Below are 26763 nucleotides of genomic sequence, written 5' to 3'. Positions count from 1 at the left end.
AGACAAAAAACCAACAAGGACTCGCCATGGCGAGTCCTTGTTTCTTCTGGTATTCGGGTTTCTGTCTTCGGCTGTTTGGTATTCGGTATTGGTATTTCTGTCTCCACCCCTTCTGTCTGCGCCGAGGAGCGCAGGTTCAGGCGGATCAGGGATCGCGATTGTCTGAGCGAAGCGAGTTCGAGCGAGACCCCGCCTGAACCGAGCACCGCAGGTTGCCCCGGAGCGCAGCGCAGGGGACGCAGACAGTAGGGTCGCCTTTCTTTTGCTTACTTTTCTTTGGCGAAGCAAAGAAAAGTGAGTTGCCGCCGGGCAACCCCGGCCAGCCACCCTCAGCAAAGAGCGCTAACGCCGGAGCAAGACCCGACCCATCAACCCCGCTTGGGAATAGCCAACCCCTTCACCACCGCAGGCCGCGCCACAAAAGCCGCCAACACCCGCTTCACATTAGAGAAGCTATCAAACTCCACCAACCCACCAGCTTCATAAAAGCCATTGAGGTTACGCACCCAGGGGAAGATGGCAATGTCGGCGATGGAATACTCATCCCCCATCACCCACTTGCGCCCTTCAAGCCGCTGATCAAGCACCCCAAGCAGCCGCTTGGACTCGGCAACGTAACGATCACGCGGACGCTTGTCTTCGTACTCTTTGCCGGCAAACTTGTGAAAAAAGCCGAGCTGGCCAAACATGGGCCCGATGCCACCCATCTGGAACATCACCCACTGCAGGGTTTCATAACGGCCTGCGGTGTCCGCGGGGATGAGCTTGCCCGCCTTGCCCGCCAGGTAGACCAGGATGGCGCCGGATTCAAACAGGGCCAGTGGCTGGCCGTCAGGGCCGTTCGGGTCAATGATGGCGGGGATTTTGTTGTTGGGGTTGAGCGAGAGAAACGCCGGCGAGAACTGGTCGTTGGTTTCAAAGCTCACCAGGTGCGGCTCATAGGGCAGGCCCAGCTCTTCAAGCAGGATGGACACCTTGACGCCGTTGGGCGTGGGCAGTGAATACAGCTGGATGCGGTCAGGGTGCTGGGCGGGCCATTTTTGGGTGATGGGGAAGTCTTTGGGGAAGCTTTTGAGTTTTGTCATGGTGTGGCTGCAAACAAAGATGATAGAGAGTGAGGGGGAATTTCAGCGCCAATGTAGCCCAAGCCGCCCAAACCTGCGCGCGGCGGGGCATTTACCCGGCCGGGGCGCCAATTCGCGCCAATTCAGTCCCAAAACTCATGTCCAATACGGGGATGGAAGCACCACCTGACACCGGCAACACAGCCCCCGCGAGCAACACCGACGAACGCCTGACCGAACTCGAAATCAAGGCCAGCTTTACAGAAGACCTGCTGGACCAGCTCGACAAGGTCATCGTGCGCCAGCAGCAGCAAATCGACGCCCTGCTGCGTGAGGTGGCCGAGCTCAAGGCCAGCCCGGTGCGCGACGGCGACATCACCACCGCGCGCAGCCTGCGCGACGAGCTGCCGCCGCACTTCTGACGCACGGCCTTCCGGGGTGAAGCGGGGCCGCGCATCAAGAAGTAACAGCCAAAAGTAACAAACCGGCCTCTTAGGGAAAAAACTGAATACCGGTGTCATATGCCTGGACTAAGCTCCCGGCAGACAACCCGTTAGCAGGTGCATCCCATGCCACTTCCTCCTGATTTCAAGTCATCGGACTTTTCCATCGGTTCCATCTCCGACACCCAGCTGGTGAACCTGGCCAAGCTGGCCGGCGTGATGGTGGAGGGTGAAGCCCTCAGCCCGCAGTTGCAGGAATACACGCTGCTGATCATGGAAAAGTGTGCAGACGTGGGCGACAAGTACACCAGCACCAAACACGGCCGCACCGCTGGCGACGAGATACGGGCGCTGTTCGGCGTTTATTGAGGGCTGCGGACTATCTCCGCGCTATCTCCGCGCCCTCCCCCACGCTACCCCGCTTCAACCCGCTCGCAGTAGGCCTTGAAGGTCCGCTTCCACGCGGGCCGGGCCAGGCAACGGTCGCGGTATGCCGCCACGCCCGGATACGGCGCGATCAGGCTTTCGTCTTTGATGCCCGACGAGAGCACATGGGCCATCAGGATGTCGGCGACGGTGAATTCACCGGTCGCGATGAATTCGCGGTCTGCCAGCCAGCGCTCCAGGTTGCCCAGCCGCATGTCCACCCAGCCCGCCAGGAACTCGCGGTGCTTGCCGCAACTGCTGTCGGCAGTCCAGTCCAGCACCATCAGGGCCAGCAAGGGCATCTCTATCGAATTCATCGCGGCAAAGCACCAGCGCGTGACCTGCGCTTCGCCGGCGAGGTCGCCAGGAATCAGGCGGCCGGCTTTCCTCGCGAGGTAGAGAACGATGGCCGCGGATTCGGACACCACCAGCCCATCGTCGTCGATCGCCGGGATCTGCTCAAAAGGGCTGAGCCGGCGATAGGCTTCGGTGTTCAGGTCATGGGCGGGGTGGTCCATGCCGGCAATCTCGAAGGGCAGTTGCAGCTCTTCGAGCGCCCACAGCACGCGCAGGTCGCGGGTGTGGCCGCGCGCGCCTGCGTTGACTTTTGAGAAACCGTAAACCTTGAGCATGACGGCCCCCGAGGCTTAGTGCCCGGCTTCCGGCGCGGCCCCGCCCGCGGCTTGCGCCCCGGCTGCGGCGCCCGTGCGCAACAGCACCGCGCCCAGCACAGCGGCCAGCGTTGCAAACACAGCCCCGACCACAAACGCGATCTGATAGCCGCCGTTAAGTGCTGCCACCGCTTCTGCGCCGCCCGCCGCCAGCGACGAGGTACGCGCCGCCGCCAGGCTGGCCAGCACGGCCAGGCCCAGAGCGCCGCCCATCATGAAAGAAGTGTTGACCACGCCCGAGGCAATGCCGGACTCGCTCGGGTCCACATCGCTCATGGCGGCGAGCAGCACGGGGTTGAAGGCAACGCCCGCACCCAGGCCCAGCAGCAGCATGCCGGGCAGTACGTCGATCACAAAACTGCCGCCCACCGGCGCGCGCGCAAACAGCGCCAGGCCCACAGCCGCCAGCAGCAGCCCGGCCGACAGCGGCGCGCGTATGCCAAAGCGCATGACGATCTTGGCCGAGAGGCCCAGCGAGAATGCCGCCATGATCAGGTTGGCCGGCAGAAAGCCCAGACCCACCTGCATGGCGCTGTAGCCCAGCACCAGCTGCATGTAAAGCGCAGAGATAAAAAACCAGGCAAACATGGCGGCCGCCCACAGCACGCCCACCACATTGGCGACGGCCACATTGCGCAGACGGAACATGCTCAGCGGCACCAGCGGCGTCTGCACCTTGGCTTCAATGACAAGGAAGATGGCCATCAACACAGCCGCCACGCCCAGCAGGCCCAGCGTCTGGCCCGAGAGCCAGCCGGACTCATTGCCGTTGACGATGCCGTACACGGCCAGCATCAGCGAGGTGGTGACGGTGATCGCGCCCCACACATCGAGCTTGGCATTGCCCTGGCCCTTGCCACCCGGCAGCAGCATGACGCACAGCGCAAACACCGCGGCGCCTATGGGCAGGTTGACCAGGAAGATCCAGTGCCAGCTCAGCGAATCCGTCAGCACGCCGCCCAGCAACACGCCAATGCTGCCGCCGCCGGCGCAGACAAAACCGTAGACACCCATGGCCTTGGCGCGCTCGGCCGGCTCGGTAAACAAATTCATGATGAGTGAAAGCGAAATCGCCGACACCACCGCGCCGCCCAGGCCCTGCACAGCGCGCGCCACGATGAGCAGCGCCTGCGAGTTGGCCAGCCCGCAAGCTGCCGAGGCCACGGTAAAGAGCGTGAGCCCCGCGAGGAAGAGCCGGCGGTGACCATACAAATCACCCAACCGCCCGCCCAGCAGCAGGAAGCCGCCAAAGGTGAGCATGTAGGCATTGACCACCCAAACCAGCGAGGTCTCGGTGAAATGCAGGTCGGTGCGGATGGAAGGCAGGGCCACGTTCACGATGGTGGTGTCGAGCACGATCATCAGCACCCCGAGGCACAAGACCGTCAGGGCCCACCAGCGCTTGCGGCTGTCCATGTCTTTTTTCATTTACGGTTTCTCCTCTCTCATATTTCAACGAATCAATGAATGGATATGTCAATGAATACCTGAATCTTTATCCGCAGATGGCGCAGATAAACGCAGATTAAAACAGGAGACGGGCGCCGAATATTCAGCCCTGTCCACATTGGCCCCGCAGCGTCGATGCGATGCGCCCGCCGCAACTTTGTAATCGCTCGCGTCCTACAAAGCCAACGGCTTTTGACGGATAGAGGGCGACAGTGCCTTTGATTATTTTGAGGGGCAGGAGACGTGAGCCGCCGCGCACTGATCCATACCCCGCTCCATTCATCAGTTCACTCTTTGCCAAGGGACTTATTTCATGCCGTTGCCTCATCTGCGCCGCCTCACTCAACATCAACGCATCGCCCGCCAGCTTGCCGGCCTGGGCACCCTGGCCGTGCTCAGCAGCGCGAGCCTGCCGGCGCTGGCCGAGCCCTCGCCCGCGCTGGACCGCGCGAGTTTTTCGATTGGCGCCTTTCACGCGGACCCGACCTTTAACGCCGGGGTCAATACGCGCTTCGGGCGGCTGGACTCGGGCAATGTCGACAGTAGCAGCACAACCATGCCGCGCATCAAAGCCGATGTGCTGCTGTTTGACAGCCAGGGCCTGTCGTTTGACTATTACCAGTTCAAGCGTGGCTACTCCGAGTCGCTGGCCAGCAATTTCAATGTGGGTAACGGCACCGTGACCACCACGGGCAACGCCAACCTGGATGTGAAGATCGACTTTGCCAAGCTGGCCTACAAGTGGTGGTTCGGCTCGGGCAACACGGTGCTGGGCCTGGGCGCCGGCGCGGCCTACTACCGCGTGGGGCTGGACCTGAACGCCAATGCCGCAGTCGGCGCCGCCAACGGCAGCATCAGCGAAAGCTATAGCGACGACGCGGTGGCGCCACTGCTGGAAATCGGTGTCAGGCATGCCCTCACGCCCGACCTGCGCCTGTTTGCCGACGCCTCGGGCGTGAAGAAGACCGGCGACAGCGTGCGCGGCGAAATCTACAACGCCGCCGTGGGGGTGGAATGGTTCCCGGTGAAGAATGTGGGCGTAGTGCTGGACTACGGCCTCACCGACATCGACCTGCACCGCTCGGACGCCAACAATGCGCGCTTTCGCGTCAAGCTCAAGGGGCCGTCGGCCTTTCTGAAGGTGCGGTTCTAAACGCAAGCGGCCTCCGTTCGCCTCAAGCCGCGGACTCGGTGCCTGCGCGTGCCTGCCGCAGCATGAAGGCCGCCAGAATCGCCGTGCCCAACACCAGCGCGGCACTGATGCCGGCCGTCACCTGAAAGGCCTGCGCATAAGCGTCGCGTGACGTATCCAGCAAAGCTGTGCCGCTGGCGCCTGGCAATTCAGCCGCCACCGCAACAGCGCCACCCAGCGTGCTGCGCGCGGCCTCCGCTGCCGCGGTGGGCACACCGCTGAGTACGGTGCCCTCCATCGCATGGCGGTACACGGCGGTCACCACACTGCCCAGCACCGCGATGCCGAGCGCGCCGCCAAACTCCGAGCTGGTTTCTGAAATCGCCGCCGCCGCACCGGCGCGCTCGGGCGGCGCGGAGCCGACGATGAGGTCGGTGCCCAAAGTGACCACCGGCGCCAGGCCCAATGAAAAGATCACGCTGCCGGTGACCAGTGTGGCCAGGCCCGTGGCGCCGCCGACTTGCGTCAGCACCCCAAAACCCACAAATGCCAGCGCCAGCCCGCCGGTGACCGCCAGCCCGGGGCGGATGCGCTGCGCAATCACAGGCGCCAGCATGGAGCCCACCACAAAGCCCAGCGCCGAAGGCACCGACCACAGGCCCGCCTCCAGCGGCGAGAGGCCGATCACCAGCTGCAAATACTGCGCGATAAACAGAAATGCGCCGAAGGCCCCAAAGAAACAAAAAGTGTTGATGGCCAGCGCAGCGCTGAAGGCCGGCACGCGGAACAAGGCCAGGTCAATCAGCGGATTGGCCAGTGTGCGCTGCCGGCGCAGAAAGGCCGCGCCAATCGCCAGCCCCACCAGGATGCACACCGCAGCCACCCAGCCCACGCCACCCTCGGCGATGCGCTTGAGGCCGTAGATGACGGCCAGCACGGCGGCCAGCGACTGCGCCGCACTCAGCAGGTCAAGCTTGCCTGCGTCGGGGTCACGGTATTCAGGCAGCAGCACCGGGCCGAGCAACAGCAACAAAACCATCACCGGCACACTGACCAGGAATACCGAGCCCCACCAGAAATGCTCAAGCAGCACACCGCCCACCAGCGGGCCGATCGCGCCGCCGACGGAATAACTGGTGATCCACACGCCGATGGCGACGGTGCGCTCGTTGGCATCCAGAAACATATTGCGGATCAGCGAGAGCGTGGACGGCGCGAGCGTTGCCCCGGCTACACCCAGCAGTGCGCGGGTGGCGATCAGCATCTCGGCACTGGTGGAAAACGCCGCCAGCACCGATGCAGCGCCAAATGCGGCCGCGCCTATCAGCAGCAAGCGCCGCCGGCCAATGCGGTCGCCCAGCGTGCCCATGGTGATGAGCGAGCCGGCAATCATGAAGCCGTAGACGTCGACCATCCACAAAAGCTGCGCGCCGGTGGGCTTGAGCTCGGCGCTCAGGTGCGGCACGGCCAAGGTTCATCACCGTGAGGTCCATCGAATACAAGAGGCAGGGCAAGGCGATGACGGCCAGCCCTATCCAGTCGCGGCGCGTGGCTTTGGGTGAGGCCGTCATGCGGCGCCCGCCTGGGCGTGGCAACACGCTTGCGCAGGCTGGCGGCCGGCGTTGTCCCGTTCATATTTATCGTGGTGGCGCAGCCAGCTCATGGTGAAGGGAAGGCCTTCTTCGTCGCGCCCCTTGGGGGTGAGGTCCATGTAGTTGTAGGCGCCCACCAGCAAGTCCGCGCCGCGCGCGTAGCTTGAATAGGTGTGAAAGACGTTGCCCAGCCCGTCCTGGCTGAAGACGCTGACGCCATGCCACTCTTGCATGCCTTCGCCTTCCACCTCATTCATGCGGTAGTTGTAATCAAACCTTCCGGTGGCCAGCTCTTCAGGCGTGAAAGACACGTGGAAGTCATGGTTGAAATCAGTGCCGAAAGACGAGACCCATTTAAAGCCCCAGCCCATACGCCGGCGGAACGCGGCCAGCTCTTGCAGCGGCGCGCGTGAGACCACGGCCAGCGTGATGTCACGTGCCGCCAGGTGTGGCAGCAGGCCGTCGATATGGTCGGCCACAAAGGAGCAACTGGGGCAGCCTTCCTTCCAGCCGGGGCCGAACATGAAGTGGTAGACCACGAGCTGGCTGCGGCCCTCGAACAAATCGGCCAGGGCTTCTTTGCCCGCGGGGCCGTCGAATACATAGTCTTTGTCGATCTTCAGCCAGGGCAGGCGGCGGCGCTCTGCGTTGACCAGGTCGCGGTGGGCAGTGAGTTCTTTTTCGCGGGCCAGCAGCATGCGGCGGGCGGCCAGCCACTCGTCTTTGGAGACCACCGAATGGGCGGCGGGGTTGGCAGGATTCTGGATGCTTGACTTCACGGCAGGCTCCTATCGATTGAGGATGTGCAGGACGTTGCCGTCCGGGTCTTTGAACCAGGCGCCCTTGTAGTCGCCGGCCACATGCGCATCTCCCTGCAGCGTCATGCCCGGCATGTCGTAGTGTTCAAACACCACGCCTTTGACTTTGAGGGTTTTCATGATGCTGTCGAATTCGTCGCCCACGGCCCAGGTGGCGGATGTTGCTTTGTTGGTGCCGGCAAAGGCGGAGACATACACCACGATATTGGCGGTGCCGCTCTGGTAGTTGAGTACGCCCTCTTCATCGTCGGCCAGCCGTGTCAGGCCCAGCTTGCCTTCATAAAATTTTTGCGCGGCGGCGAGGTCCTTGACGGCGATGGTCGCCATGGCGTTTCGGTTGGCTAGCATGGTGAGTCCTTTCAAGGGCCGGTGTTATTGCATGGCGCGTGCTTCAGGCAATGAGCAGTTTGTCGAGTTTGCGGAAGGCGCCGCCCCAGCCTTCGTTGTGGCTGTCGCGGGCGGCCTGGTCGTGGAATTTTTCGTGTTTGAAGACCAGCTCGGTGCCCTTGCCCGAGGGCTTGAGCGTGATGGTGACGAGCGAGATGCGTTCGGGTGTGCTCTTCCAGCCCCAGTCAAACACCAGCTTGCTGTAGGGCTCCACTTCGAGGTAGGTGCCTTCGCAGTTGTGGGTCTCCTGGCCCGGCACGCCGAACTGGATGTGGTAGCGGCCGCCCACACGCACGTCCATGTCGGCGATGGTGACCTTGCTGTCCGGCTCGGGGCCGAACCACTGCGCTAGCGCTTGCGGGTCGGTCCACGCGCGCCAGACTTTTTCGGGGCTGACGGGGTAGTGCCGGGTGAAGTCGACGGACGATCTTCCTTGCGGCTTGCCTTGCGTTGTGCTTCTTTCCATGGCGGGTTCAACTCCTCTTGTCGGTAAAGGTAACGGCCCAGCGCGTCCAGACGCACGGACCAGAATTTCTCGTAACGGGAAAGCCACATGGCGGCCTCCTGCATGGGCTCGGGTGCGATGGCCAGGTTCACCACCCGCCCGTCTTTGGCGCGGGTGACAAGACCGGCTTCTTCCAGCACCCGCAGGTGCTTCATGAAGCCGGGCAATGACATGCCGTGCGGCTGCGCCAGCTCGCCTACCGAGAGATTGCCTTGCTCCAGGTCCCGCAACACCTTGCGGCGGGTCGGGTCTGCGAGCGCGGCAAACACGGCATTGAGGGAGTCGTCTTCGGCATCATCTTTATACTTAACCATTTAGCTTAGTATTGAACAACACGGCGTGACTTGTCAACCCGGCGCCAATACAAAACTGTTTCTTTGTGTGATGTTGAGCAGGCTGTCCACATTGGGCACACAAGCCCGTCATCAAGTCTTCATCAAAAACACCGACGCTGATACCTCAACTAGAGGATGCGGCGCGCTTTGGCGCTGCCTAAACTGCCTGCTCACAATCATCACCGCCTGGGGAGGCTCGCCATGCTGCTGTGCAACTTCAACGTCAACAACCTGTTTGTGCGCTACAAGTTCGGGAAGACCTTTCCCGGCGACCAGGGCGGCAAGAGTGCGGTGGCGGGGACCGCATCAAGCAACACCGGTTACCTGCCGCTGTACCAGAAGGGCGCGTTCGAAATCTTCAACGCCGAGCAGCGCAAGCTGGCGGCGCTGGCGATCACGCAGGGCAACACCGTACAGCCCGATGTGGTGTGCGTGCAGGAGGTCGAAAGCCTGATCGCGCTGCGCGAATTCAATGACCGCTTTCTGGGCGGGGCCTACCCCTACGTGGTGGTGCTGGACTCGCGCGACCTGCGGCAAATCGACGTGGGCATTCTCTCCAAATACCCCATCGACAGCATCACCACCCATGTGGACGACAAAGCTGCCGACAAATACATCTTCAGCCGCGACTGCCTGGAGGTACGCGTGCGCGTGAAGAAGACAACGCCCGTCACCCTGTTCATCAACCACTTCAAGTCCAAGCTGGCCATGGGCGCCAATGAAGAAGCCAAGGCCAAGGAGCGCGCCAGCGCCAACCTGAAACGCAAGTTGCAGGCCGACACGGTGGTGAAGCTGCTGAAGGAGCGCTTTCCCGGCCCCGAATTCAAGTCAGGCTACTTCGCGGTGTTGGGCGACTTGAACGACACGCCGCTGGCGCCCCAGCTCTCAGGCCTGTGCGTGAAGGCCGGCCTGGTCGACGCGCTGGCCACGCTGGCGCCCGAGGAGCGCTGGACGCATTACTGGAAGGCCAAGAACAGCGTCTCGCAACTGGACCATGTGCTGCTGTCGCCGGCGCTGTCGGGCAAACTGAAGAAAGACGGCATCTACATCGAGCGCCGCGGCATCGGCTTCAGGTCTGAATCCAAAAAGGTGGACGGCGGCTATTTGCCCAAGCAGGTCAAGGTTGAGGCGATGGAAGACGACCCCAACCCCGAGATCATTGATTTCCAGTACGAGCGCTTTGAGCTGGTTTCGAGCAGCAATGTGGCGTCTGACCATTGCGCCGTTTTTCTTGATTTCAAGCTCTAAAGTTGGAATGGCGCGATATCTCACGCAAAGAAGTGTGTCCGGCTGACACCCGCATGTAAACCGGCGCAACACCCTGCAAGAACACTGGCTTTAGGGCCAGGGGTAGCATCCAATGGTGCTTATTGATCACTCTTGCAGGACGCCCATGAACAAGCCCACGATAACGACGACAGCCACCAACGCGTCTTCCGCTTTGACCCGCCCCCGCATCCTGATGCTCGGGTCTTTGCTGGCTCTGGCCGCAGCCGCTGCCTTGCTCGCCACACACGCACAAGCCCAGACCCCTGAGCCGGCCGCTGCGGCTTCTGCGCCCGCAACCACATCCTCCGCCCCCGCAGCGGTCGTCCTCAAATACGACCCCAAAGACCTGGAGCGCGCCTTCAAGTTCATGGACAAGACCGGCGACGGCAAGGTCAGCCGCGACGAGGCCTCCAACTTTCGCGGCGTCTCCAAACATTTTGACGAAGCCGACGTCAACAAGGACGGTTTTCTTTCGCGCGAAGAGTTCGACAACGCGATGAACAAAAGCAGGCAGCCATAAAAAAAACCGTGCAGCTTGTGGCCGCACGGCTAGGCTCCAGTTGCAGCTTGCTCAGTTCTTGAGCTTCACATTCCAGAAAAAGGGCCACAGCGCCGGCTGGTAGTTTTCCAGCTTGGTGGATTTGGCTGAGAGGCTGTTGAACTTGCCGATGTCGATGTAAGGCACTTCGTCATACACCAGCTGCTGCACCTTGCCCCAGATGGGCGCGCGCTTGGCGGGCACCGGCGTGTGGTTGAACTCCAGCAGCGCGGCCTGTTTGCCCGGGGTGTTCCACCAGCCGGGTGCGCCGTCGCCCAATTGCGGCGGCGACAACATCGGTTCAGGCAGCAGGCCCGAGTGCGTCACATAAATATCCCAGGCGGCGGAGTCGTTGCGGCGCTGCACCAGCGTGGCCCAGTCGACCACTGTCAGCTCGGCCTTGATGCCGGCGCGCTTGAGCTGCTCGGCCATGACGACGGCCATGTTGTAGTGAAAGTCGTACTGGCGGCTGGTCAGGATGCGGATCGTCTCGCCTTTGTAGCCGGCGGCTTCGGCCAGGGCCTTGGCCTTGACGGGGTCGCGCTGGTTATAGCTGTCGGCGCCCGCGGCCGAATAGTAGGGCGAGCCCAGCGGGAAGTGGTTGGCTTCAGCGGTGAAGAAACGCGTGTCGCCAAAACCGGCGGCCATCATTTCGCCGGGGCCGATGGCGGTCTGGATGGCCTGGCGCACGCCCTTGTTGGCGTTAATGCCTTCACGCGTGTTGAACACCAGGTACGGAAAACCAAAGGCCGGTGTGATCACCGCACTGGCGCGGCCGCCGGCTTTTTCCAGGCGGGCCAGTGCGTCTATGGGCAGCAGGTCGGCAAAGTGGAACTGGCCGGACATCGCGCCTTCGACACGCGTGTTGGGTGTGGGCACCGGGATGAAGCGCAGCTCGTCGACAAAGGCTTCACGCTTGCCGCCGTAGCCGTTGGCAGGCTCCTTGCGGGCGGTGTAGCCGTCAAAACGCGTCAGCACCACAAACTGGTCGGTGCGGCGCTCCTTGAATTTGTAGGGGCCGGTGCCGACAAAGTCACGCAGCGGAATCTGCACGGCCTCTTTGGCCATGATGGCGGCCATGCCGCTGGGCAGCGCCAGTTGGGCGAGCAGCGGCGCATACGGGTTGCGCAGCGTGAGCTCCACCGTCAATGGCGCGGTGGACTTCAAATCAACGATTTCCTTGCCCACGGCCTTGCCGCGCGGCGCTTCCTTGATCCAGCGTTTGAGGCTGACGATCACGTCTTCGGCATCGAGCACGCGGCCCGAATGCAGCTTCACGCCCTTGCGCAGCGTGATGGTGACAACCTTGCCGTCGGCCGAATAACGCGGCATGCCGTCGGCCAGCATGGGCACGACGTTCCATTTGGCGTCAAAGGTGTAAAGCGGCTCATACACGTGCTGCATGATGGTGCCGACCAGGTCGGTGGTGGCCTGCATCGGGTCCAGCGAGGGCGGCTCGCCCACCATGGCAAGGTTCAAGGCCGAAGGGCTGGTCTGGGCCTGCGCGGGCATGACGCCCTGCGCCAGGGCCAGCAGGCCAAAAGCCAGCGCGGAAAGCACTTGGCGGGTATCTGTGCGGTAAGCCATAAGGTGCTCCTAAGTGAAAGTAATTTTCAGAATCCGTAGGATATTTGGCTAATTGTCATAATATGTAAGCGTTTACCCTGAGATGTAAGCGCTATTTGTGAAATTAAATTTCCATTCAGCGGAAGAATGAAAGGCCGGGCTGCCGCATGGCCGTTTGATGGCCAACAGGTGCTATCCCCGCCGCAGCCCATCCCCTAGACTGCTGGCAAGGCCCCTCACCCCTTACTTGCCATGCAGCGCCCTCCTCATCCCCAACTGGCCGGCTTGATCAAGACGGCGTGGTTCAGCGCACCCGCACCCGGCGGCGGCCCGCGCGTGCAGGCCCGCGAGCACGTGATGCCCACCGGCCTGATGCACCTGGTGTTTCGCCTGGACGGGCCGGCGGTGCGCATCTTCAAGGACGCCGCGGACACCACCGGCGCGCAGCTGGGCCATGCACTGGTCGGCGGCGCACGGGCCGGCTTTTATGCAAAAGACATGGCCGGGACGGGCCCCGCCATCGGCATGCAGCTGCTGCCCGGCGCCGCGCAGGCTTTGCTGGGCCTGCCGGCCGACGAACTGGCGGGCCGGCATGTGCGGCTGGAAGATATATGGGGCAGCAGCGCCGGCCTGATGCGTGAGCAGTTGCTGGCCGCGCCCACACCCGAAGACAAGCTGCGCACCTTTGAGGCGTTGCTGCTGCGGCGCCTGGCCGGCTCATCGGCAAACAGCGTGAACCCCGCCATCAAGCGGGCACTGGCTCAACTGGACGCCGGCATGCGTGTGGAAGAAGTGGTGCTGCGCAGCGGCTACAGCCACCGGCAGTTCATCCGGCTGTTTTCGCAGGCGGTGGGCCTGCCGCCCAAGCTGTATGGCCGTGTGCAGCGTTTTCAGAAAGCGCTAAGCCTCATGCAAAAGATGCAGGCAGCACGCGGCGGCGCGCCCTCTATCCCCCCAAGCCTGGCGCTGGTGGCGATGGAAGCGGGCTACGCCGACCAGCCGCATTTCAACCGCGAGTTTCGCGAGTTCTCGGGCGTGACGCCGGAGCAGTACCGGCTGGCGCGGCCTGAGTCGGCCAACCATGTGGCGGTGGCGGCCAGGGCCTGAAGCTGCTTGATGCGAAGTGCGGCTGCGCTGTCCACGGCGGCATGTCAATTTTGTTCAAGACGGTCCGGGCGGCGCGGGCTAGACTTTGCCCACTGTCTGCTTTCACCTCTCTTTATCCACATCCCAAGCCCGGAGACACCATGGCCATTCACGAACTGTATGCCTACATCCACATCAAGAACCCGGTGGACGCCATCGCGTTTTACATCTCGGTGTTTGGGGCGACGGAGAAATTTCGCCTGACCGAACCCAGCGGCCGCATCGGCCACGCCGAGCTGGTGTTTGGCAGCACCATCCTGATGATCTCGGGCGAGTACCCGGAGCTGGGCATAACAGGGCCGGTGCCGGGCGCGCCGGTGGCGATGACGCTGCACCTGCATGTGGACGACTGCGATGCGGTGATCGCCCGCGCGCTGAAGGCCGGCGCCACGCTGGAGATGGCGGCGGCGGACCACTTCTATGGCGAGCGCTCGGGCAGCTTTCGCGACCCCTTTGGCCACCGCTGGAGCGTGGGGCACAGCATTGAAGAGATGGCGCCTGAAGAAATGCAGCGCCGCTACACCGAGATCATGAATTCACCGTCGTCCTGAGACGGCGGCTCTGGCGGGCTCAGATCCGCGAAGGCGGGAAAAACCGGCCCTGCGCCAGCACGCGCTGCAGCGTCTCCAACAGCTCGGCGTTGGAGGTCTTGGCCTTGATCAGCACGGCGTCGGCCCGCGCTGCCTGCACACGGTCAACTTCCATCGCCGAGAAAATCACCACCGGCGGCGGCCGGTTCTGCGTCTCGATGTCGGCCAGCAAATCCCAGCCCGAGCCTTCCGGCAGGCTCAGGTCCAGCAGGACGAGGTCAAAGCGCTGCTCCTGCAGCCGCGCGCGTGCTTCGGTCAGCGTGCCGGCAAAGACAAAGGTCGCAAAATCCTGCGCGATGGCCGCGGCGATGCGCTGGATATCGGGGTCATCCTCCACATGCAGGATGACGGGCCGGCTCTCTGCCGCGCCGGCAATGGCGCGCCGCACGCCCAGCACCAGCAGGTTTTCATCGATGGGCTTTTCCAGCCAGTCCGACACGGTGAGCGACTGTTCGTTAAAGCGCACCCGGCCTTCGGCGGCCGACGCCGACACCACCACCACAGGCACATCGCGCGTGGGTAATTGCGCGCGCAGCGTGCGGATCAGCGAGATGCCGTCCTGGCCGGGCAGCTTCAAGTCGACCGTGATGGCGGCGTAGCGCTCACTCTCCAGTCGCGCCAGGGCTTCTTCGGCGCTGTACACCGTGTCGGGGTCAAAGCCGGCGCGCTCCAGCATCAGGCCGATCAGGCGGGCGATGTCGCGGTCGTCCTCGCAGATCAGGATGCGCGGCAGGCCGGTGTGCATCACCGAGGTCACAGTGGGCTGCGGCTCCTGCCACTCGGGCAGCTCGAAGAAAAAGGTGGTGCCCTCGCCAGTGCGGGTGTCAAAGCCGATGCTGCCGCCCAGGCGCTCGATGATGGCGCGTGAAATATTCAGACCCAGGCCGGTGCCGCCCTTTTGACGCGTGTCGGACGAGTCAGCCTGCGAGAACTTCTGGAAGATGCGTTTTCGGAACTCTTCCGGAATGCCGGGCCCGCGGTCGCGCACTTCCACGCGCACGTGGCGCACGCTGCGCGAGACATGGATTTCGACGACACCGTCAGCCGGCGAAAACTTCATGGCGTTCGACAGCAGGTTGGTCACCACCTGCGTGAGGCGGTCGCTGTCGGCCCGGACCTGCATCGGCTCTTCGCCCTCCTCTTGCTCGAACACCAGAGTCAGGCTTACGTTCTTTTCCTTGCCATAGCCTTCGTTGGCCGCCACCGCCTGCTCGAGCAGGGGCTGGAGCGCCACGGTCTGCAAGTCCAGCGTCATCTTGCCGGATTCAATTTTTTCAATGTCCAGGATGTCGTTGATCAGCCGGATGAGGCGCTCGCAGTTGCTCTTGGCGATGCCCACCAGCGTCTTGACGGCCTCCGGCAGCTGGCCGGCCACACCACCCGAGATCAGGCCCAGCGAGCCGCGTATCGAGGTAAGCGGCGTGCGCAGCTCATGGCTGACGGTGGAGACGAACTCGCTTTTCATGCGGTCCATGCGCTTGAGTTCGGTGATGTCATTGGCCAGCGAATAAAAGCCGACCACCTTGCCTTCGTCTGCGCCATCGCCGTAGCGCGGGAAGTAGTTGATGACGTAGTCGCGCACGTCGCCGCGCGCTGTTTTTTGCGAGCGCTCATAAACCACCGGATAACCGCGCAGCACCTCTTCAATACGGGGCCGCGCGATTTCATAGATCTCGTCGCCCAGCACTTCACGCAGCGGCCTGCCGTCCAGCTCTTCGTGCGACAAGCCGAAGGCCTCCTGGTAGGCACGGTTGTAAAAGCTCAGGCGCTGGTCGACGTCGACATAGGTGATCCAGGCCGGCACGGTGTCTGTGATCTCGCGCAGCTGCGACTCGCTGGTGCGCAAGGCCTCGGTGATGCGGCGCCACTCGGTGGTGTCACGGCCGGTGCCGCGGTAGCCGGTAAAGCGACCCATCTCGTCAAAGATCGGCACGCCGCTGATGCTGAGGTAGCGGATGGTGCCGTTGACATCGCGCCGTATGCTTTCAAAATTGCGGAAAACCTCGTGCCGCTGCAGTGTGGCCTTGTGCTCGGCCCAGACGGCGTCGCTCATGTTGACGTGGTTCAGCTCCCATGGTGTCTTGCCGTAGGCCTTGTGCGTGATGCCCGAGACATGCGGTGCGTCACCTGAAATTTCAACGAAGCGGAAATTCTCGTCCTGCTCCCAGAACCAGTCGGACGACAGCGCGGTGAGCGCGCGAAAGCGCTCCTCGCGCTCGCGCAGGACCTGCTCGGTCTGCTTGCGCTCGGTGATGTCCTGGATCTGCGCGATGAAGTGAATCGGCTTGCGGTCTTCGTCGCGCACCAGGGAGCAGCTCATATAGCCCCACACGGTGTGGCCCAGCTTGTGGATGTAGCGCTTCTCGACCTGGAATGACTCGATCTCGCCCGCCAGCGCCCGCTTGCGCTGCTCCAGGTCCCAGGCGATGTCGTCCGGGTGCGTCAGGTCATAAATGGAGCGCGCCAGCATCTCTGCTTCCGAGTAGCCCAGCATCTGGCAAAAAGCGTTGTTAACTTTGAGCCGCCGCGAGTCGATGCCGATCAGCGTCATGCCGATGGCGGCATGCTCGAACGCATTGCTGAACTGCTGGTCTTTGAGCAGGAAGGCATCGTTGTCGCTGCTGAAAGGAATGCCCAATGACGGATCGGCCAGCATAAAGCCCGAGTCTTCGTCCACCGCATCGCCGAGCCCGACATTGGCCTGGTTGCCGCCTAGCGAGAAGTAAAAAGTGCTGCCCTCACCCACCGTGGACTGCGCCCAGATCTTGCCGCCGTGCCGGGTGATGATGCGCTTGACGGTGGCCAGGCCTATACCGCTGCCGGTGAATTCTTCGGGGGCATGCAGGCGCTGGAAAGTGCCGAAGAGCTTGTCGACATAGGCCATGTCAAAGCCGGCGCCGTTGTCTTTGACAAAGTACACGGCCGGCGAGCCCGCGCCCTCTTGCCGACCGACTGTGATTTCGGTGCGCGGCTTTTTCGAGCTGAACTTCCAGGCGTTGGCGATCAGGTTCTCAAGCACCTGACCGAGCAGGGCGCGGTCGGCGCGCGCCACCAGGCCGGGCTCTACCGTGACGGCGGCCTCGCGTGCAGGGTTGGCGTCCTTGAGCCTGCGCAAAATACCCTCGGCCTCGGCGCTGATATCGACCGGTGCCCAGACAAGGCTGGTGCGTGAGAGGCGCGCGAGCGACAACAAACCATCCGTGAGCTCGCCCATGCGCCGCACGCTGCTGCGTATGCGGCTGGTGTAATGCCGGGCGCGCTCGTCCTTGGCCTCAGGCATGGATTTTTCAAGCAGCACACAAAAACCGTCGATAGTGCTGAGCGGTGTGCGCAGGTCGTGCGCGACGGAGTACGAGAAGGCCTCGATCTCCTTGTTGGCGGCTTCGAGCTGGGCGGTGCGGCGCGAGACGCGGGTTTCCAGGTCGACGTTGAGCCGGACGATTTCGATCTCGGCCTGCTTTCTTTTGGTGATGTCGGCAATGGAGGTAACGAAGCCGGTCGGCACATTGGTGTCGCCGTCAAAAAGGGGCTGCACATTGACCAGGCCCCACATGATGCTGCCGTCGGGCCGGCGGTAGCAAACGACCGAGTTGCTCTGCGTCTGGCCGGTCTGCCGGGCGACGACGCTGGGCCACTCGTCTTCCGGCATGGGCGAGCCGTCTTCACGCAGCCGCTCCCAGTCCAGCGCGGCCGAGGGCAGCCCCTTGATCTGCGCCAGGCTCTTGCCGAAGATGCGCTCGGCGCTGGTGTTGCAGTCGATGATGTTTCCGTCGGCATCACGCAGCACCACGCCTTCGGCCAGGGCCCCGACCACCGCGCGAAAGCGCGCCTCACCAGCGCGCAGTGCGGCTTCGGACTGTTTGCGCTCGGTGATGTCGGTGCCTACCCCGCGATAGCCGGTGAAAGCGCCCTGCGTATCCAGCACGGGCTCGCCGCTGATGCTGAATACCAGCACCCGGCCGTCCTTGTGCCGGTGCTCGTATTCAAAGTTGCGAAAGGTTTCGTGCCGCTCGAGCTGCGCGCGGTGTTCCATCCAGGCGGCGCGGTTGCGCGGGTTGGTGTCGATCTCCCAGCGGGTCTTGCCGAGGTAGTCGCTGAGGGACACACCGGCCTGCTCGGTGATGCCGCCGGACAGGCGGGTGAAGCGAAAGTTCTCGTCGAGTTCCCAGTACCAGTCGGAGGACAAACGGGTGAGGCTGCGAAACCGAGCCTGGCTGTGCCGCAACCGGGCCTCGGCGATCAGCCGCTCGGTGATGTCTTCGGACGTGACGAGGATGTGGGTGATGGCGCCGCTGGCGTCTTTCAGCGGCAGCTTGCGCATGTGCACGCGTATGCGCCCGCGGCCCCTGGCCTGCGCGGCCAGGTCCGGGAATTCCTGCATGTCGCCGGAGGCCATCAGCTCCAGGTCTGAGGCATGCATGCGGTCGGCATCCGCCTTGGGCCACAGGTCTCGCACGGTGTGGCCTATGGCTTCATCGCGCTTGATGCCGTAAAGGTCTTCCGCTGCCTTGTTCCAGGCCACGACCCTGAAGCCGTCTTCCACCGATTTGAGGTGCACGGCCATGGGAATGTTTTCCACGATGTCGTCGAGGAACTGCGCGGCCTTGCGCTCTTTTTCTTCGGTGCGCCGGCTCATCGTGACGTCGCGTGTGGTGCCGCGGTAGCCGGTGAAGCGGTGATTGACGAACACCGGCACGCCGCTGGCCGAGAAGTAGTGGGCAATGCCGTCGTTCAGTACGCGTATGTATTCGAAGTCGCGAAACGCCTGCCGCGCGTCAAGCAGCGCGCGGTGGTCGGCCCAGGACATGCTCAGCGGGAAAGCGCCCGGCAGCTCCCAGCGGGTTTTTCCGAGGGCGCTGTTCAGGTCGGCCTCGTCCGAACCGTCGGAGACTTTTTCAGCGGCAAATGCGATGAAGCGGCAGTCGGCGTCTTGCTCCCAATACCAGTCGGCCGAGATCGAGGCCAGGCTGCACAGGCCCTGCACATCGTTTTGCAGTGTCTCGACGAGGCGCTGCTGCTCCGCCAGCTCCTGCCTGAGCTTGTCGTTGGCGGCGGCCAGCGCCTCTGCTTCAGCCTGAAGGCGTTCGTTCTCTTCGAGAAGGCTTTCGTCTCTTTTCACCATGGCTCCTGCAGCATGCGCACTGCGCGCGAAGTGGACTGCAAGGGCAACAAAGGCAGTCCCGGCAGGCGAAGCTCACAGGGGTTTGCGGAGGATGCGCCTGGCGAACAAAAGGTCATGCACTGCATGGAGTTTTCTTTACAACGATGAAGCGCTCATGATCCAATTTTCAGGCGCGCGCGGCAACGCAAGTGTGTGCCGCAGCAGCGAAATTCGCCATAGGACAACACCCTGTTTTCTTTCGTCCGCACTCTGGCGGCGGCACGCAGTTTATTTGCATACTTAAGACCTCTCCCGAAGCCCTTCGTTGCGCGTTCATGATGCTTTGTGATGCATCGCGTGGCGCATGGCTGCATGAACGCATACCTCAGCGCGCCAGGCAAGGTGAAAATTCACCCCCGGGGCCGGCCCGCCGGCAGCGTCAGGCAGGCTGCGCGGGGTATGCGGGGTACTCCAGCGCCAGCCCGGCGGCCTCCCAGGCGTCGATGCCCCCATGTAAAGGGCGCACATTGCGAAACCCCGCCGCCATCAAACGCCTGGCCACCTGCGCGGCGGAGGCGTCGTTGGGGCAGGCGCAGTAAACAACGACGGCGACGTCGTGGGGAAGGTCCAGCGTGGCCATCTTGCGGTCGGGGTCTGACCAGAGCAGCGCGCCGGGGATGATGCCGCCGCCGGCGCGGGCGAGTTCGGTGCGCACATCGAGGATCACGGTGGGTTGTTTGGCTTGTGTTAGCTTGACCAGCTCTTCCGGCGAAATGCGGGCCATGCGCAGCTGGCGGTAAAAGCGCTGGCGCTGCCACCATTTGTGCGCCAGAAAAAGCGCAAAGGCCGCCAGCAGCACCATGAGGCCGATGCGGCCCATCTGCTCAAAGATGGCCAGCACATCGGCCACCGCGTCATGGAACACCATGCCGATGGCCAGGCCCACACCCGAGTACAAAGCCGCACCGATGGCGTCGAACAGCAGGAAGCGGCCAAAGGGCACGCCGGTGCGCCCGGCCAGCGCAGTGGCCAGCGAGGCAAAGCCGGGGATGAATTTGGCCAGTACCAGCGACTTGACGCCCCAGCGCGTGAAGATGGATTCGGTCTGGCGCACGCAGGAGTCGGGCGAGAGGGAGATGCGGCACAGGGTCTTGAGCACGCGGCTGCCATAACGGTGGCCGGCCCAGTACCAGATGCTGTCGGCGATCAGGCAGGCGAACACGGCCGTAAACAGCAGGCCGCCGGCGGAATACTGGCCGTTAAAACTCAAGGCGCCGGTGAGGATGAGCACCGGATAGGCCGGAATGGGCAGGCCCAGCTGCTCCAGCCCGATATTCAGGAAAACGGCGGCCAGGCCGTATTGCTCTAGCCACGAAATAATCTGGTTCATGCAAGGAATGTAGACGGCTGCGGCGCTTCGGTAAATGGCGGAGGCGGTAATGGTGTGTTTCAGTTTTACGCCTTCCCCCGCTGGAGGGAAGGTTCGGATGGGGGCCGCTGCCGCGCCTGCGCTACCATGGCCCTTCCACCCCACTTTTCTTCCCCAGAGAGCGACCCCTTGCAATACGTTGTAGCCGTCCGGGCCCTGTGCGAGTTCACGGCCAAGCATGGCGACCTGGACTTGCGCTTTACGCCCTCGCCCTCCGCCCAGGAAGGCATGGCAGGCCATACGCTGGTCGCGTCGCGGCGCGGCGGCGCCTATCAGGCTGAGGTGAGCCTGGAGGGCGAGTACAAGGCCCTGAAGGTGCGTGGGCGCGCCGACGGCTATGACCCGGATGAGAACCGGCTTGAGGAAGTCAAAACCTACCGCGGCGACGTGCACAGCATGGCCGACAACCGCCGCCACCTGCACTGGGCGCAATTAAAGATCTACGGCTGGCTGCTGTGTGCGGAAAAAGACCTTTCGGACATCAATCTCACGCTGGTTTACTTTGATGTGGCCAGCCTGCAGGAAACGCCGCTGACCGAGCATTTCACGGCCGCAACGCTCAGGGAATACTTTGAAACGCAGTGCGAGCGCTTTCTAGCCTGGGCCACGCAGGAACTCGCGCACCGCCAGGCGCGCGATGCGGCGCTGGGCACACTGGCGTTTCCGCATGCCGCCTTCAGGCCCGGGCAGCGCGAACTGGCCGAGGCAGTGTACAAAACCGCGCAGGCCGGCGCCTGCCTGATGGCGCAGGCGCCCACCGGCATCGGCAAGACCATAGGCACGGTGTTTCCGCTGCTCAAGGCGGTGCCGAAAAAGCAGCTCGACAAGCTCTTTTTTCTGGCCGCCAAAACACCGGGCCGCCGGCTGGCGCTGGATGCGATGGAGCGCATCAAAAGCAGCGTGCCCGCCGGCGCCCTGCCGCTGCGCGTGATGGAGCTGGTGGCGCGCGACAAGGCCTGCGAGCACCCAGGCAAAGCCTGCCACGGCGATGCCTGCCCGCTGGCCAAGGGTTTTTATGACCGGCTGCCGCAGGCGCGCAGCGCGGCGGTGGCGCATGCCGCTGCCGAAGGCCCGCTGGACAAAGCCGCGCTGCGCGAAGTGGCCCTGACACATCACGTCTGCCCCTACTACCTGAGCCAGGAGCTGGTGACCTGGTCGGACGTGGTGGTGGGCGACTACAACTATTACTTTGACACCAGCGCCCTGCTGCACGGCCAGGCCAGCGGCAACCAGTGGCGCGTGGGCGTGCTGGTAGACGAAGCGCACAACCTGGTGGAACGCGCGCGCAAGATGTATTCGGCCACGCTGAGCCAGGCGCAGCTGCAGCAGGTGCACGCGACGGCGCCCCGGGCGGTGCGCGGCGCGCTGGAGCGGCTGAACCGCGGCCTGCTGGAGCTGCAGCAGGCGCAGCAATCCCGGGGCGAGACCTACGAGGTGCATCCCGAGTTGCCCGTGACCTTCCTGAAAACACTGGGCCAGGCGCTGACGCAGATCACCGACTTCTTGCTGGCCAACCCGACCCGCATGGACGGCGAGCTGCAGGATTTTTATTTCGAGGCGCTGCACTTTTCGCGCATGGCCGAAGACTTTGGCGAGCATTCGATTTTTGACGTGACGCTGCAGGACGCGCAAGACGCCGGCCGCGACGCAATGGGCCAGGTGCTGGGCCAGCAGCTGGCGGTGCTGAACATCCGCAATGTGGTGCCTGCGCCATTCCTGGCGCCGCGCTTTGCGGCGGCGCAGTCGACGGCGCTGTTTTCTGCCACGCTAAGCCCGCAAAACTACTACGCCGACACGTTGGGCCTGCCCGCCGGCACGGTGTGGACAGAGGTGCAGTCGCCCTTTCTGGCCGAGCAATTGCAGGTGTCGGTGGTGAGCGATGTCTCTACGCGCTTTCAGCACCGGGACGATTCACTCTCGCCCATCGTCGGCCTGATGGCGCGGCAGTATGAGCGCCAGCCCGGCAACTACCTGGCTTTTTTAAGCAGCTACGACTACCTGCAAAAGCTCGTCACGCTGTTTCGCCAGCGCTACCCACACATCACGGTATGGGAGCAGACGCGCGGCATGGAGGAAAGCGCGCGCGACGCCTTTCTGGCGCGCTTCACGCAGGCCTCGCAGGGCATAGGCTTTGCCGTGCTGGGCGGCTCGTTTGCCGAAGGCATAGACCTGCCGGGTGACCGGCTGATAGGCGCTTTCATCGCTACGCTGGGCTTGCCGCAGGTGAACCCGGTGAACGAGCAGATCCGGGAGCGCATGGGTGTGAACTTCGGCGCGGGCCAGAGTTATGACTACACCTATCTGTACCCGGGTTTGCAAAAAGTGGTGCAGGCCGCGGGGCGGGTGATACGCACCACCTCGGACCGCGGTGTGGTTTACCTGATTGACGACCGCTTCACACGCCCCGAGATCCAGAGCCTGCTGCCGGGCTGGTGGCGCGTGCAGCGCCTGCGCGCCCGGCGTAAAGAGCCGGCGGCCGCACTGTAAGCACGACCCGCCCACAAAAAAGCCCGCAAGTCGCGGGCTTTTTCTTGGGGTCAACCGCAGGCGCTTAGAACACGCCCAGCAGCATCAGGATAAGAACCACACTGAGGGGGACGCCGAGTAGCCAGGCAATGATGGGCATGAGAGTTTCTCCTAAGTAGAGTGATGTTTAACGAACAATTTCAATGTAGGCCGCACCCGGGGCCGGTGATGCCAGCCTGAAGGCCTGCTGAAAGTAGGGAATGGCTGACGCGGCTGTAGTTGCCTGACCTGCCGCCAAGCAGGCTCAGGGCGTACGTCGCTGGAAACCGATAAAGAATTGGCCCGCAGGTCTATAAAAACGGGCGTGAGCAGCTCCTGAATTAATAGCGCAGGATTTTTGAACACTGCAGATCCCTGCTGGAGGGGAAATCTCAAATATCGACAGAATCTCATATATTGAGATTTTTGTTTGACAGGGTGGAAGGCAAAAGCGAGAGTAGCGGCACCGATTCACACCAAGAGCCGCACCATGGAACCGCAAGCCGCACTGCACTGCATTCACCTTTATTCGCCCGAGCCGCTCCAGGCCGCGCGCTTTTACAGCAGCACCTACGGCCTGTCGCTGGAGCCTGTGGACGGCGGCTACCTCTGCCGCGGCCCGGGGCGAGAGCTTAGGCTGTCGCAGGGCGCGGCCAACCAGCTTTGTTATGCGCACTACGCGCTGGCCAATGCCGGCGCCTGGCAGGCGTTTGCGGCGCGTGTGCAGGGCCTGCCGCAGCAAACCTTGCCGGCCGGGTTTGCCGCCGGCGAGGCGATTGCGCTGAAAGACCCCGACGGAAACCTTGTGGTGTTCACGCAGCCTGTGCAGCCGCCCTCACCCATTGCGACAACATTGCCGCCGGCCACGCTGCAGCACTTTGCCCTGCGCACACCCAACTTGCCGGAGATGCTGGCCTTCTACACGGAGCAGTTGGGCTTTGTGCTGTCGGATGCGGTGAAAGACGGCGAAGGCGCACTGCGCGCCTGCTTCCTGCGCACCGACGCGCTGCACCATGCGCTGGCTTTGTTTTTTGCACCAGCTGCCTGCTTTGACCACCAGTCTTTTGAAGCGCCCGACTGGGCCAGCATGAAGACATGGGGCGACCACATGGCGGCGCTGAAGGTGCCCATCGTGTGGGGCATAGGCCGCCACGGGCCGGGCAACGATGTGTTTTTCATGGTGCGCGACCCCGACGGTAACCTGGCCGAAATCTCGTCGGAGATTGAGCACTGCGCGCCCGGCCGCCCTGCCGGAACCTGGCCGCATGAAGAGCGCACGCTCAATTTATGGGGCAAGGCGATCTTGCGCAGCTAGAACCACGCGCCCCCTTACACAAGGACCCACCATGGCAGCCACCCACCGCATGTTGCGCATCCTCGGCCTGTTCAACCTGAGCCGTCCGGTCATCACGCCGGAATGGCTGATGAAAGAGCTTGGTGTGTCGCGCGCAAGCGTGTACCGCGACCTGGGGCAACTGGCGGCGGTGGGCCTGCTGGAGCGCGTGACCGACCGCGGTTATGTGCTGGGGCCCATGGTGGTGGAGCTGGACCGGCAGATACGCCTGGCCGACCCGTTGCTGCAGGCCGCCGACGAACTGCCGGGCAAGCTGGCCGAGCAAACCGGCGGCACGGTGCTGCTGTGCCGCTTTCACGGCAGCAAGGTGATGTGCCTGCACCAGGTGAAGGGCAAGAACCCTGCCCTGTCGGTGAGTTACGAGCGCGGCCGCGCCATGCCGCTGTACCGCGGCGCGACCTCCAAGATCATCCTGGCCTACCTGCCGCAGCCGCAGCTCAAGCAGCTGTGGGCGAACGAGCGCAAGACGCTGGTGGCGGCCGGCCTGCCCGATGACTTCACGCAACTGGGCAAAGCGCTGCGTGCCATCCGCGAAGTCGGCCACTGCATCACCGAAGGCGAGGTGGACGCTGACGCGGTCGGCTTTGCAGTCGCGCTGCGCGACGGTGAGCACCTGCTGGGCAGCCTGAGCGTGGTGATGCCTGCCTCGGCCCTGACCACACCCTTGCGCAAAACCACACTGACACGGCTGCAAAGCGCGGCAGGCCGTATTGAGGGCCGGCTGCAAGACCAGCGCGACAAAGCCCGCGCCACCAAAAAAACGGAAGCCCCATGAACGCCCCACTCCCTTTGTCATCTGTGCCCGCCTTGCCGGGTGAAGAACACTTTCCCGTTGTGATCGTGGGCGCCGGGCCCACGGGCCTGATGCTGGCCAACCTGCTGGGCGTGCAAGGCGTGAACGCGCTGGTGATCGAACGCAACACCAATACCGTGGGCGAGCCACGCGCGGTGACCATCGACGACGAGAGCCTGCGCACCGTGCAAGCAACCGGACTGATCAGCGAGGTGCTGCCGAATGTGGTGCAGGGCTACGGCGTGCACTACTACTCGTGGCGCGGCAAGGTGTTTGCGCGCATCGAGCCTAACGCCATGGACCATGGCTTTCCCAAACGCAATGCCTTTCGCCAGCAGGTGCTGGTGGGCCAGCTGCGTGACGGGCTGCAGCGCTTTGCCGGCTCGGCGATCTGGTTCGGGCATGAGCTGGTGAAGTTTCGCGATGAAGGGGATGCTGGCGAGGCCGTGCACCTGGAGCTGCGTCATGACGGTGCAACCAAACACATCAGCTGCAACTGGCTGGTGGCCTGCGACGGCGGGCGCAGCGGCGTGCGTGAGCAGCTGGGCATCACCCTCACCGGCAGCACCTATGACGAGAAATGGCTGATCGTCGACCTGCTGGAGCGCAACTCGGCCTTTCGCCACACACGCACCTATTGCGACCCGGCGCGCCCGGCGATACGCCTGCCCGGGCCCGACGGCACGCTGCGTTACGAGTTCATGCTGCATGAGGGCGAGGACCCCGACGAAATGCTGGACGAGGCGCGTGTGCGCAGCTGGATCCACGCCCGTGAACCGGCCGATGCGCAGCTGCCCATCACGCGCAAGGTGGTGTATGCCTTTCATGCGCGTGTGGCCGGGCGGTGGAAGTTAGGCCGTGTGCTGCTGGCCGGCGACGCAGCGCACCTGACGCCGCCTTTTGCGGGCCAGGGCATGAACAGCGGCGTGCGTGACGCGGCCAACCTGGCCTGGAAGCTAGCGGCCGTGGTGCAGGGGCGGCTGCCTGCTGCTTTGCTGGAGAGTTATGAGCAGGAGCGCAAGCCGCATGCCTGGTCGTTGATCCAGATGGCAGTGCGCATCGGTACCTTTATGCAGCCCAAATCGGCGCTGGCCGCGATGTTGACGCAAGGTGCACTCAAATTCTTCAGCGTCTTGCCGCCGGTGCGCGACTACGTGCTGCAACTCAAATTCAAGCCCAAGCCGCGCTTCTTTGAAGGCTTCTTTGTGGCGGGCCAGGCCGGCAAAGCAGACAAAGCACTGGTGCCGGCCGGGCAGCTGTTGCCGCAGCCCCGCGTGGAACTGCCGGGCGGCTCGCAAGCCGCGCTGGACGATGTGCTCGGCAGCGGTTTTGCCTTGCTGTCCCTGGCCGATGCCGAAGATGGCGGCGTTGCTGCCGCGCTGGCGGTGCTGGCCGTCGCAGGCCTGGCCTGCCGCCATATCCAGCTGGTGGCGCAGAGCGATGACTTTTTGAAGCCTGCCGGTGCAGCAGCGGCGCGCGACTGCGGCGGCACGCTGGAGGCCATCATCCGCAGCGCCGGCGCGCAAGCCGTGCTGCTGCGGCCGGACCGCTACGTGCTGGCCTACCTTGATCGCAACGACCCAGACCTCACCACGCGCTTGCAACAGTTGCTGCGCCCTTCTTCCGTCCCCCAAGCGGCGTAGACCGCAG

General features: G+C 63.5%; 21 protein-coding genes and 1 pseudogene. 11 read left to right on the top strand and 11 right to left on the bottom strand.

Annotated features, from left to right (window positions below; genetic code table 11):
* Nucleotides 1-368 precede the first annotated feature (368 nt).
* Entirely contained in the window at nucleotides 369-1085 is a 717-nt protein-coding gene (locus BM408_RS21940) for a glutathione S-transferase N-terminal domain-containing protein (RefSeq protein ID WP_092132756.1), read from the bottom strand.
* A 152-nt stretch (nucleotides 1086-1237) separates the two neighbouring features.
* On the opposite strand from BM408_RS21940, the gene BM408_RS21935 reads away from it, so the two are divergent.
* Together BM408_RS21935 and BM408_RS21930 are read left to right on the top strand one after the other, a co-directional pair.
* A complete protein-coding gene (locus tag BM408_RS21935; RefSeq protein WP_254774913.1) occupies nucleotides 1238-1486 on the top strand; it encodes a SlyX family protein in 249 nt (82 codons plus the stop codon).
* Nucleotides 1487-1633: 147 nt separating this feature from the next.
* Complete coding sequence (locus BM408_RS21930; RefSeq protein WP_092132753.1) at nucleotides 1634-1876, top strand: hypothetical protein; 243 nt, start codon at nucleotides 1634-1636, stop codon at nucleotides 1874-1876.
* Between the two features lie 44 nt (nucleotides 1877-1920).
* Here the strand turns inward: BM408_RS21930 and BM408_RS21925 are convergent, their stop codons facing one another.
* Entirely contained in the window at nucleotides 1921-2565 is a 645-nt protein-coding gene (locus tag BM408_RS21925; RefSeq protein ID WP_092132751.1) for a glutathione S-transferase family protein, read from the bottom strand.
* 15 nt (nucleotides 2566-2580) lie between these two features.
* A complete protein-coding gene (locus tag BM408_RS21920) occupies nucleotides 2581-4032 on the bottom strand; it encodes a DHA2 family efflux MFS transporter permease subunit (protein WP_092132749.1) in 1452 nt (483 codons plus the stop codon).
* A 334-nt stretch (nucleotides 4033-4366) separates the two neighbouring features.
* Between BM408_RS21920 and BM408_RS21915 the strand changes: the two genes are divergently transcribed.
* A complete protein-coding gene (locus BM408_RS21915; RefSeq protein WP_092132748.1) occupies nucleotides 4367-5206 on the top strand; it encodes a hypothetical protein in 840 nt (279 codons plus the stop codon).
* A 22-nt stretch (nucleotides 5207-5228) separates the two neighbouring features.
* Here BM408_RS21915 and BM408_RS21910 read toward each other — a convergent pair.
* From BM408_RS21910 to BM408_RS21890, 5 genes and pseudogenes are all read right to left on the bottom strand, one after another.
* Nucleotides 5229-6756, bottom strand: a pseudogene (locus BM408_RS21910) (MFS transporter).
* Nucleotides 6753-7556, bottom strand: a complete 804-nt coding sequence (locus BM408_RS21905) for a DUF899 domain-containing protein (RefSeq protein WP_092132746.1) — start codon at nucleotides 7554-7556, stop codon at nucleotides 6753-6755. The pseudogene BM408_RS21910 and the gene BM408_RS21905 overlap by 4 nt, the downstream one beginning before the upstream one ends.
* A 9-nt stretch (nucleotides 7557-7565) precedes the next feature.
* Entirely contained in the window at nucleotides 7566-7943 is a 378-nt protein-coding gene (locus BM408_RS21900; RefSeq protein ID WP_092132745.1) for a VOC family protein, read from the bottom strand.
* A 43-nt stretch (nucleotides 7944-7986) separates the two neighbouring features.
* Nucleotides 7987-8448 (bottom strand): SRPBCC family protein, encoded by a 462-nt coding sequence (locus BM408_RS21895; RefSeq protein WP_139237394.1) that lies wholly within the window; start codon nucleotides 8446-8448, stop codon nucleotides 7987-7989.
* Complete coding sequence (locus BM408_RS21890; RefSeq protein ID WP_092132743.1) at nucleotides 8331-8801, bottom strand: ArsR/SmtB family transcription factor; 471 nt, start codon at nucleotides 8799-8801, stop codon at nucleotides 8331-8333. The genes BM408_RS21895 and BM408_RS21890 overlap by 118 nt, the downstream gene beginning before the upstream one ends.
* Nucleotides 8802-9023: 222 nt before the next feature.
* Between BM408_RS21890 and BM408_RS21885 the strand changes: the two genes are divergently transcribed.
* Together BM408_RS21885 and BM408_RS21880 are read left to right on the top strand one after the other, a co-directional pair.
* A complete protein-coding gene (locus BM408_RS21885) occupies nucleotides 9024-10070 on the top strand; it encodes an endonuclease/exonuclease/phosphatase family protein (RefSeq protein WP_092132742.1) in 1047 nt (348 codons plus the stop codon).
* Nucleotides 10071-10215: 145 nt separating this feature from the next.
* Complete coding sequence (locus BM408_RS21880) at nucleotides 10216-10611, top strand: EF-hand domain-containing protein (protein ID WP_217649453.1); 396 nt, start codon at nucleotides 10216-10218, stop codon at nucleotides 10609-10611.
* Nucleotides 10612-10662: 51 nt separating this feature from the next.
* Here BM408_RS21880 and BM408_RS21875 read toward each other — a convergent pair whose 3' ends face one another.
* Entirely contained in the window at nucleotides 10663-12216 is a 1554-nt protein-coding gene (locus BM408_RS21875) for an ABC transporter substrate-binding protein (protein WP_092132740.1), read from the bottom strand.
* A gap of 231 nt (nucleotides 12217-12447) precedes the next feature.
* Between BM408_RS21875 and BM408_RS21870 the strand changes: the two genes are divergently transcribed.
* Nucleotides 12448-13302: a helix-turn-helix domain-containing protein gene (locus BM408_RS21870; RefSeq protein ID WP_092132739.1), complete on the top strand. Its 855-nt coding sequence runs from the start codon at nucleotides 12448-12450 to the stop codon at nucleotides 13300-13302.
* A gap of 140 nt (nucleotides 13303-13442) precedes the next feature.
* Nucleotides 13443-13892 carry a VOC family protein gene (locus BM408_RS21865; protein WP_092132737.1) on the top strand — a complete coding sequence of 150 codons (450 nt, stop codon included), beginning with the start codon at nucleotides 13443-13445 and terminating at the stop codon, nucleotides 13890-13892.
* Nucleotides 13893-13911: 19 nt separating this feature from the next.
* Here the strand turns inward: BM408_RS21865 and BM408_RS23205 are convergent, their stop codons facing one another.
* Both BM408_RS23205 and BM408_RS21845 read right to left on the bottom strand, forming a co-directional pair.
* Nucleotides 13912-19053 carry a PAS domain S-box protein gene (locus BM408_RS23205; RefSeq protein WP_254774911.1) on the bottom strand — a complete coding sequence of 1714 codons (5142 nt, stop codon included), beginning with the start codon at nucleotides 19051-19053 and terminating at the stop codon, nucleotides 13912-13914.
* A 418-nt stretch (nucleotides 19054-19471) separates the two neighbouring features.
* On the bottom strand, nucleotides 19472-20422 hold the full coding sequence (locus BM408_RS21845; protein ID WP_092132736.1) for a DedA family protein/thiosulfate sulfurtransferase GlpE: 951 nt from the start codon (nucleotides 20420-20422) through the stop codon (nucleotides 19472-19474).
* Nucleotides 20423-20590: 168 nt separating this feature from the next.
* Here BM408_RS21845 and BM408_RS21840 point away from each other — a divergent pair, with 168 nt between their 5' ends.
* The 4 genes from BM408_RS21840 (at nucleotide 20591) to BM408_RS21825 (ending at nucleotide 26756) form a co-directional block, all read left to right on the top strand.
* Entirely contained in the window at nucleotides 20591-22948 is a 2358-nt protein-coding gene (locus BM408_RS21840) for an ATP-dependent DNA helicase (RefSeq protein ID WP_092132734.1), read from the top strand.
* 508 nt (nucleotides 22949-23456) lie between these two features.
* Entirely contained in the window at nucleotides 23457-24281 is an 825-nt protein-coding gene (locus BM408_RS21835) for a VOC family protein (RefSeq protein ID WP_092132733.1), read from the top strand.
* A 31-nt stretch (nucleotides 24282-24312) separates the two neighbouring features.
* Nucleotides 24313-25095: an IclR family transcriptional regulator gene (locus BM408_RS21830; RefSeq protein ID WP_092132731.1), complete on the top strand. Its 783-nt coding sequence runs from the start codon at nucleotides 24313-24315 to the stop codon at nucleotides 25093-25095.
* Nucleotides 25092-26756 carry a bifunctional 3-(3-hydroxy-phenyl)propionate/3-hydroxycinnamic acid hydroxylase gene (locus BM408_RS21825; protein WP_092132730.1) on the top strand — a complete coding sequence of 555 codons (1665 nt, stop codon included), beginning with the start codon at nucleotides 25092-25094 and terminating at the stop codon, nucleotides 26754-26756. Before BM408_RS21830 ends, BM408_RS21825 begins: the two co-directional genes overlap by 4 nt.
* Nucleotides 26757-26763: the final 7 nt, after the last annotated feature.

Origin of the sequence: Polaromonas sp. YR568 (genome assembly GCF_900116715.1) — a bacterium.
Classification (GTDB): Bacteria; Pseudomonadota; Gammaproteobacteria; order Burkholderiales; family Burkholderiaceae_C; genus Polaromonas.
The sequence above is the reverse complement of the archived record's forward strand: the minus strand, read 5'-3'. Positions and strand labels throughout refer to the sequence as shown.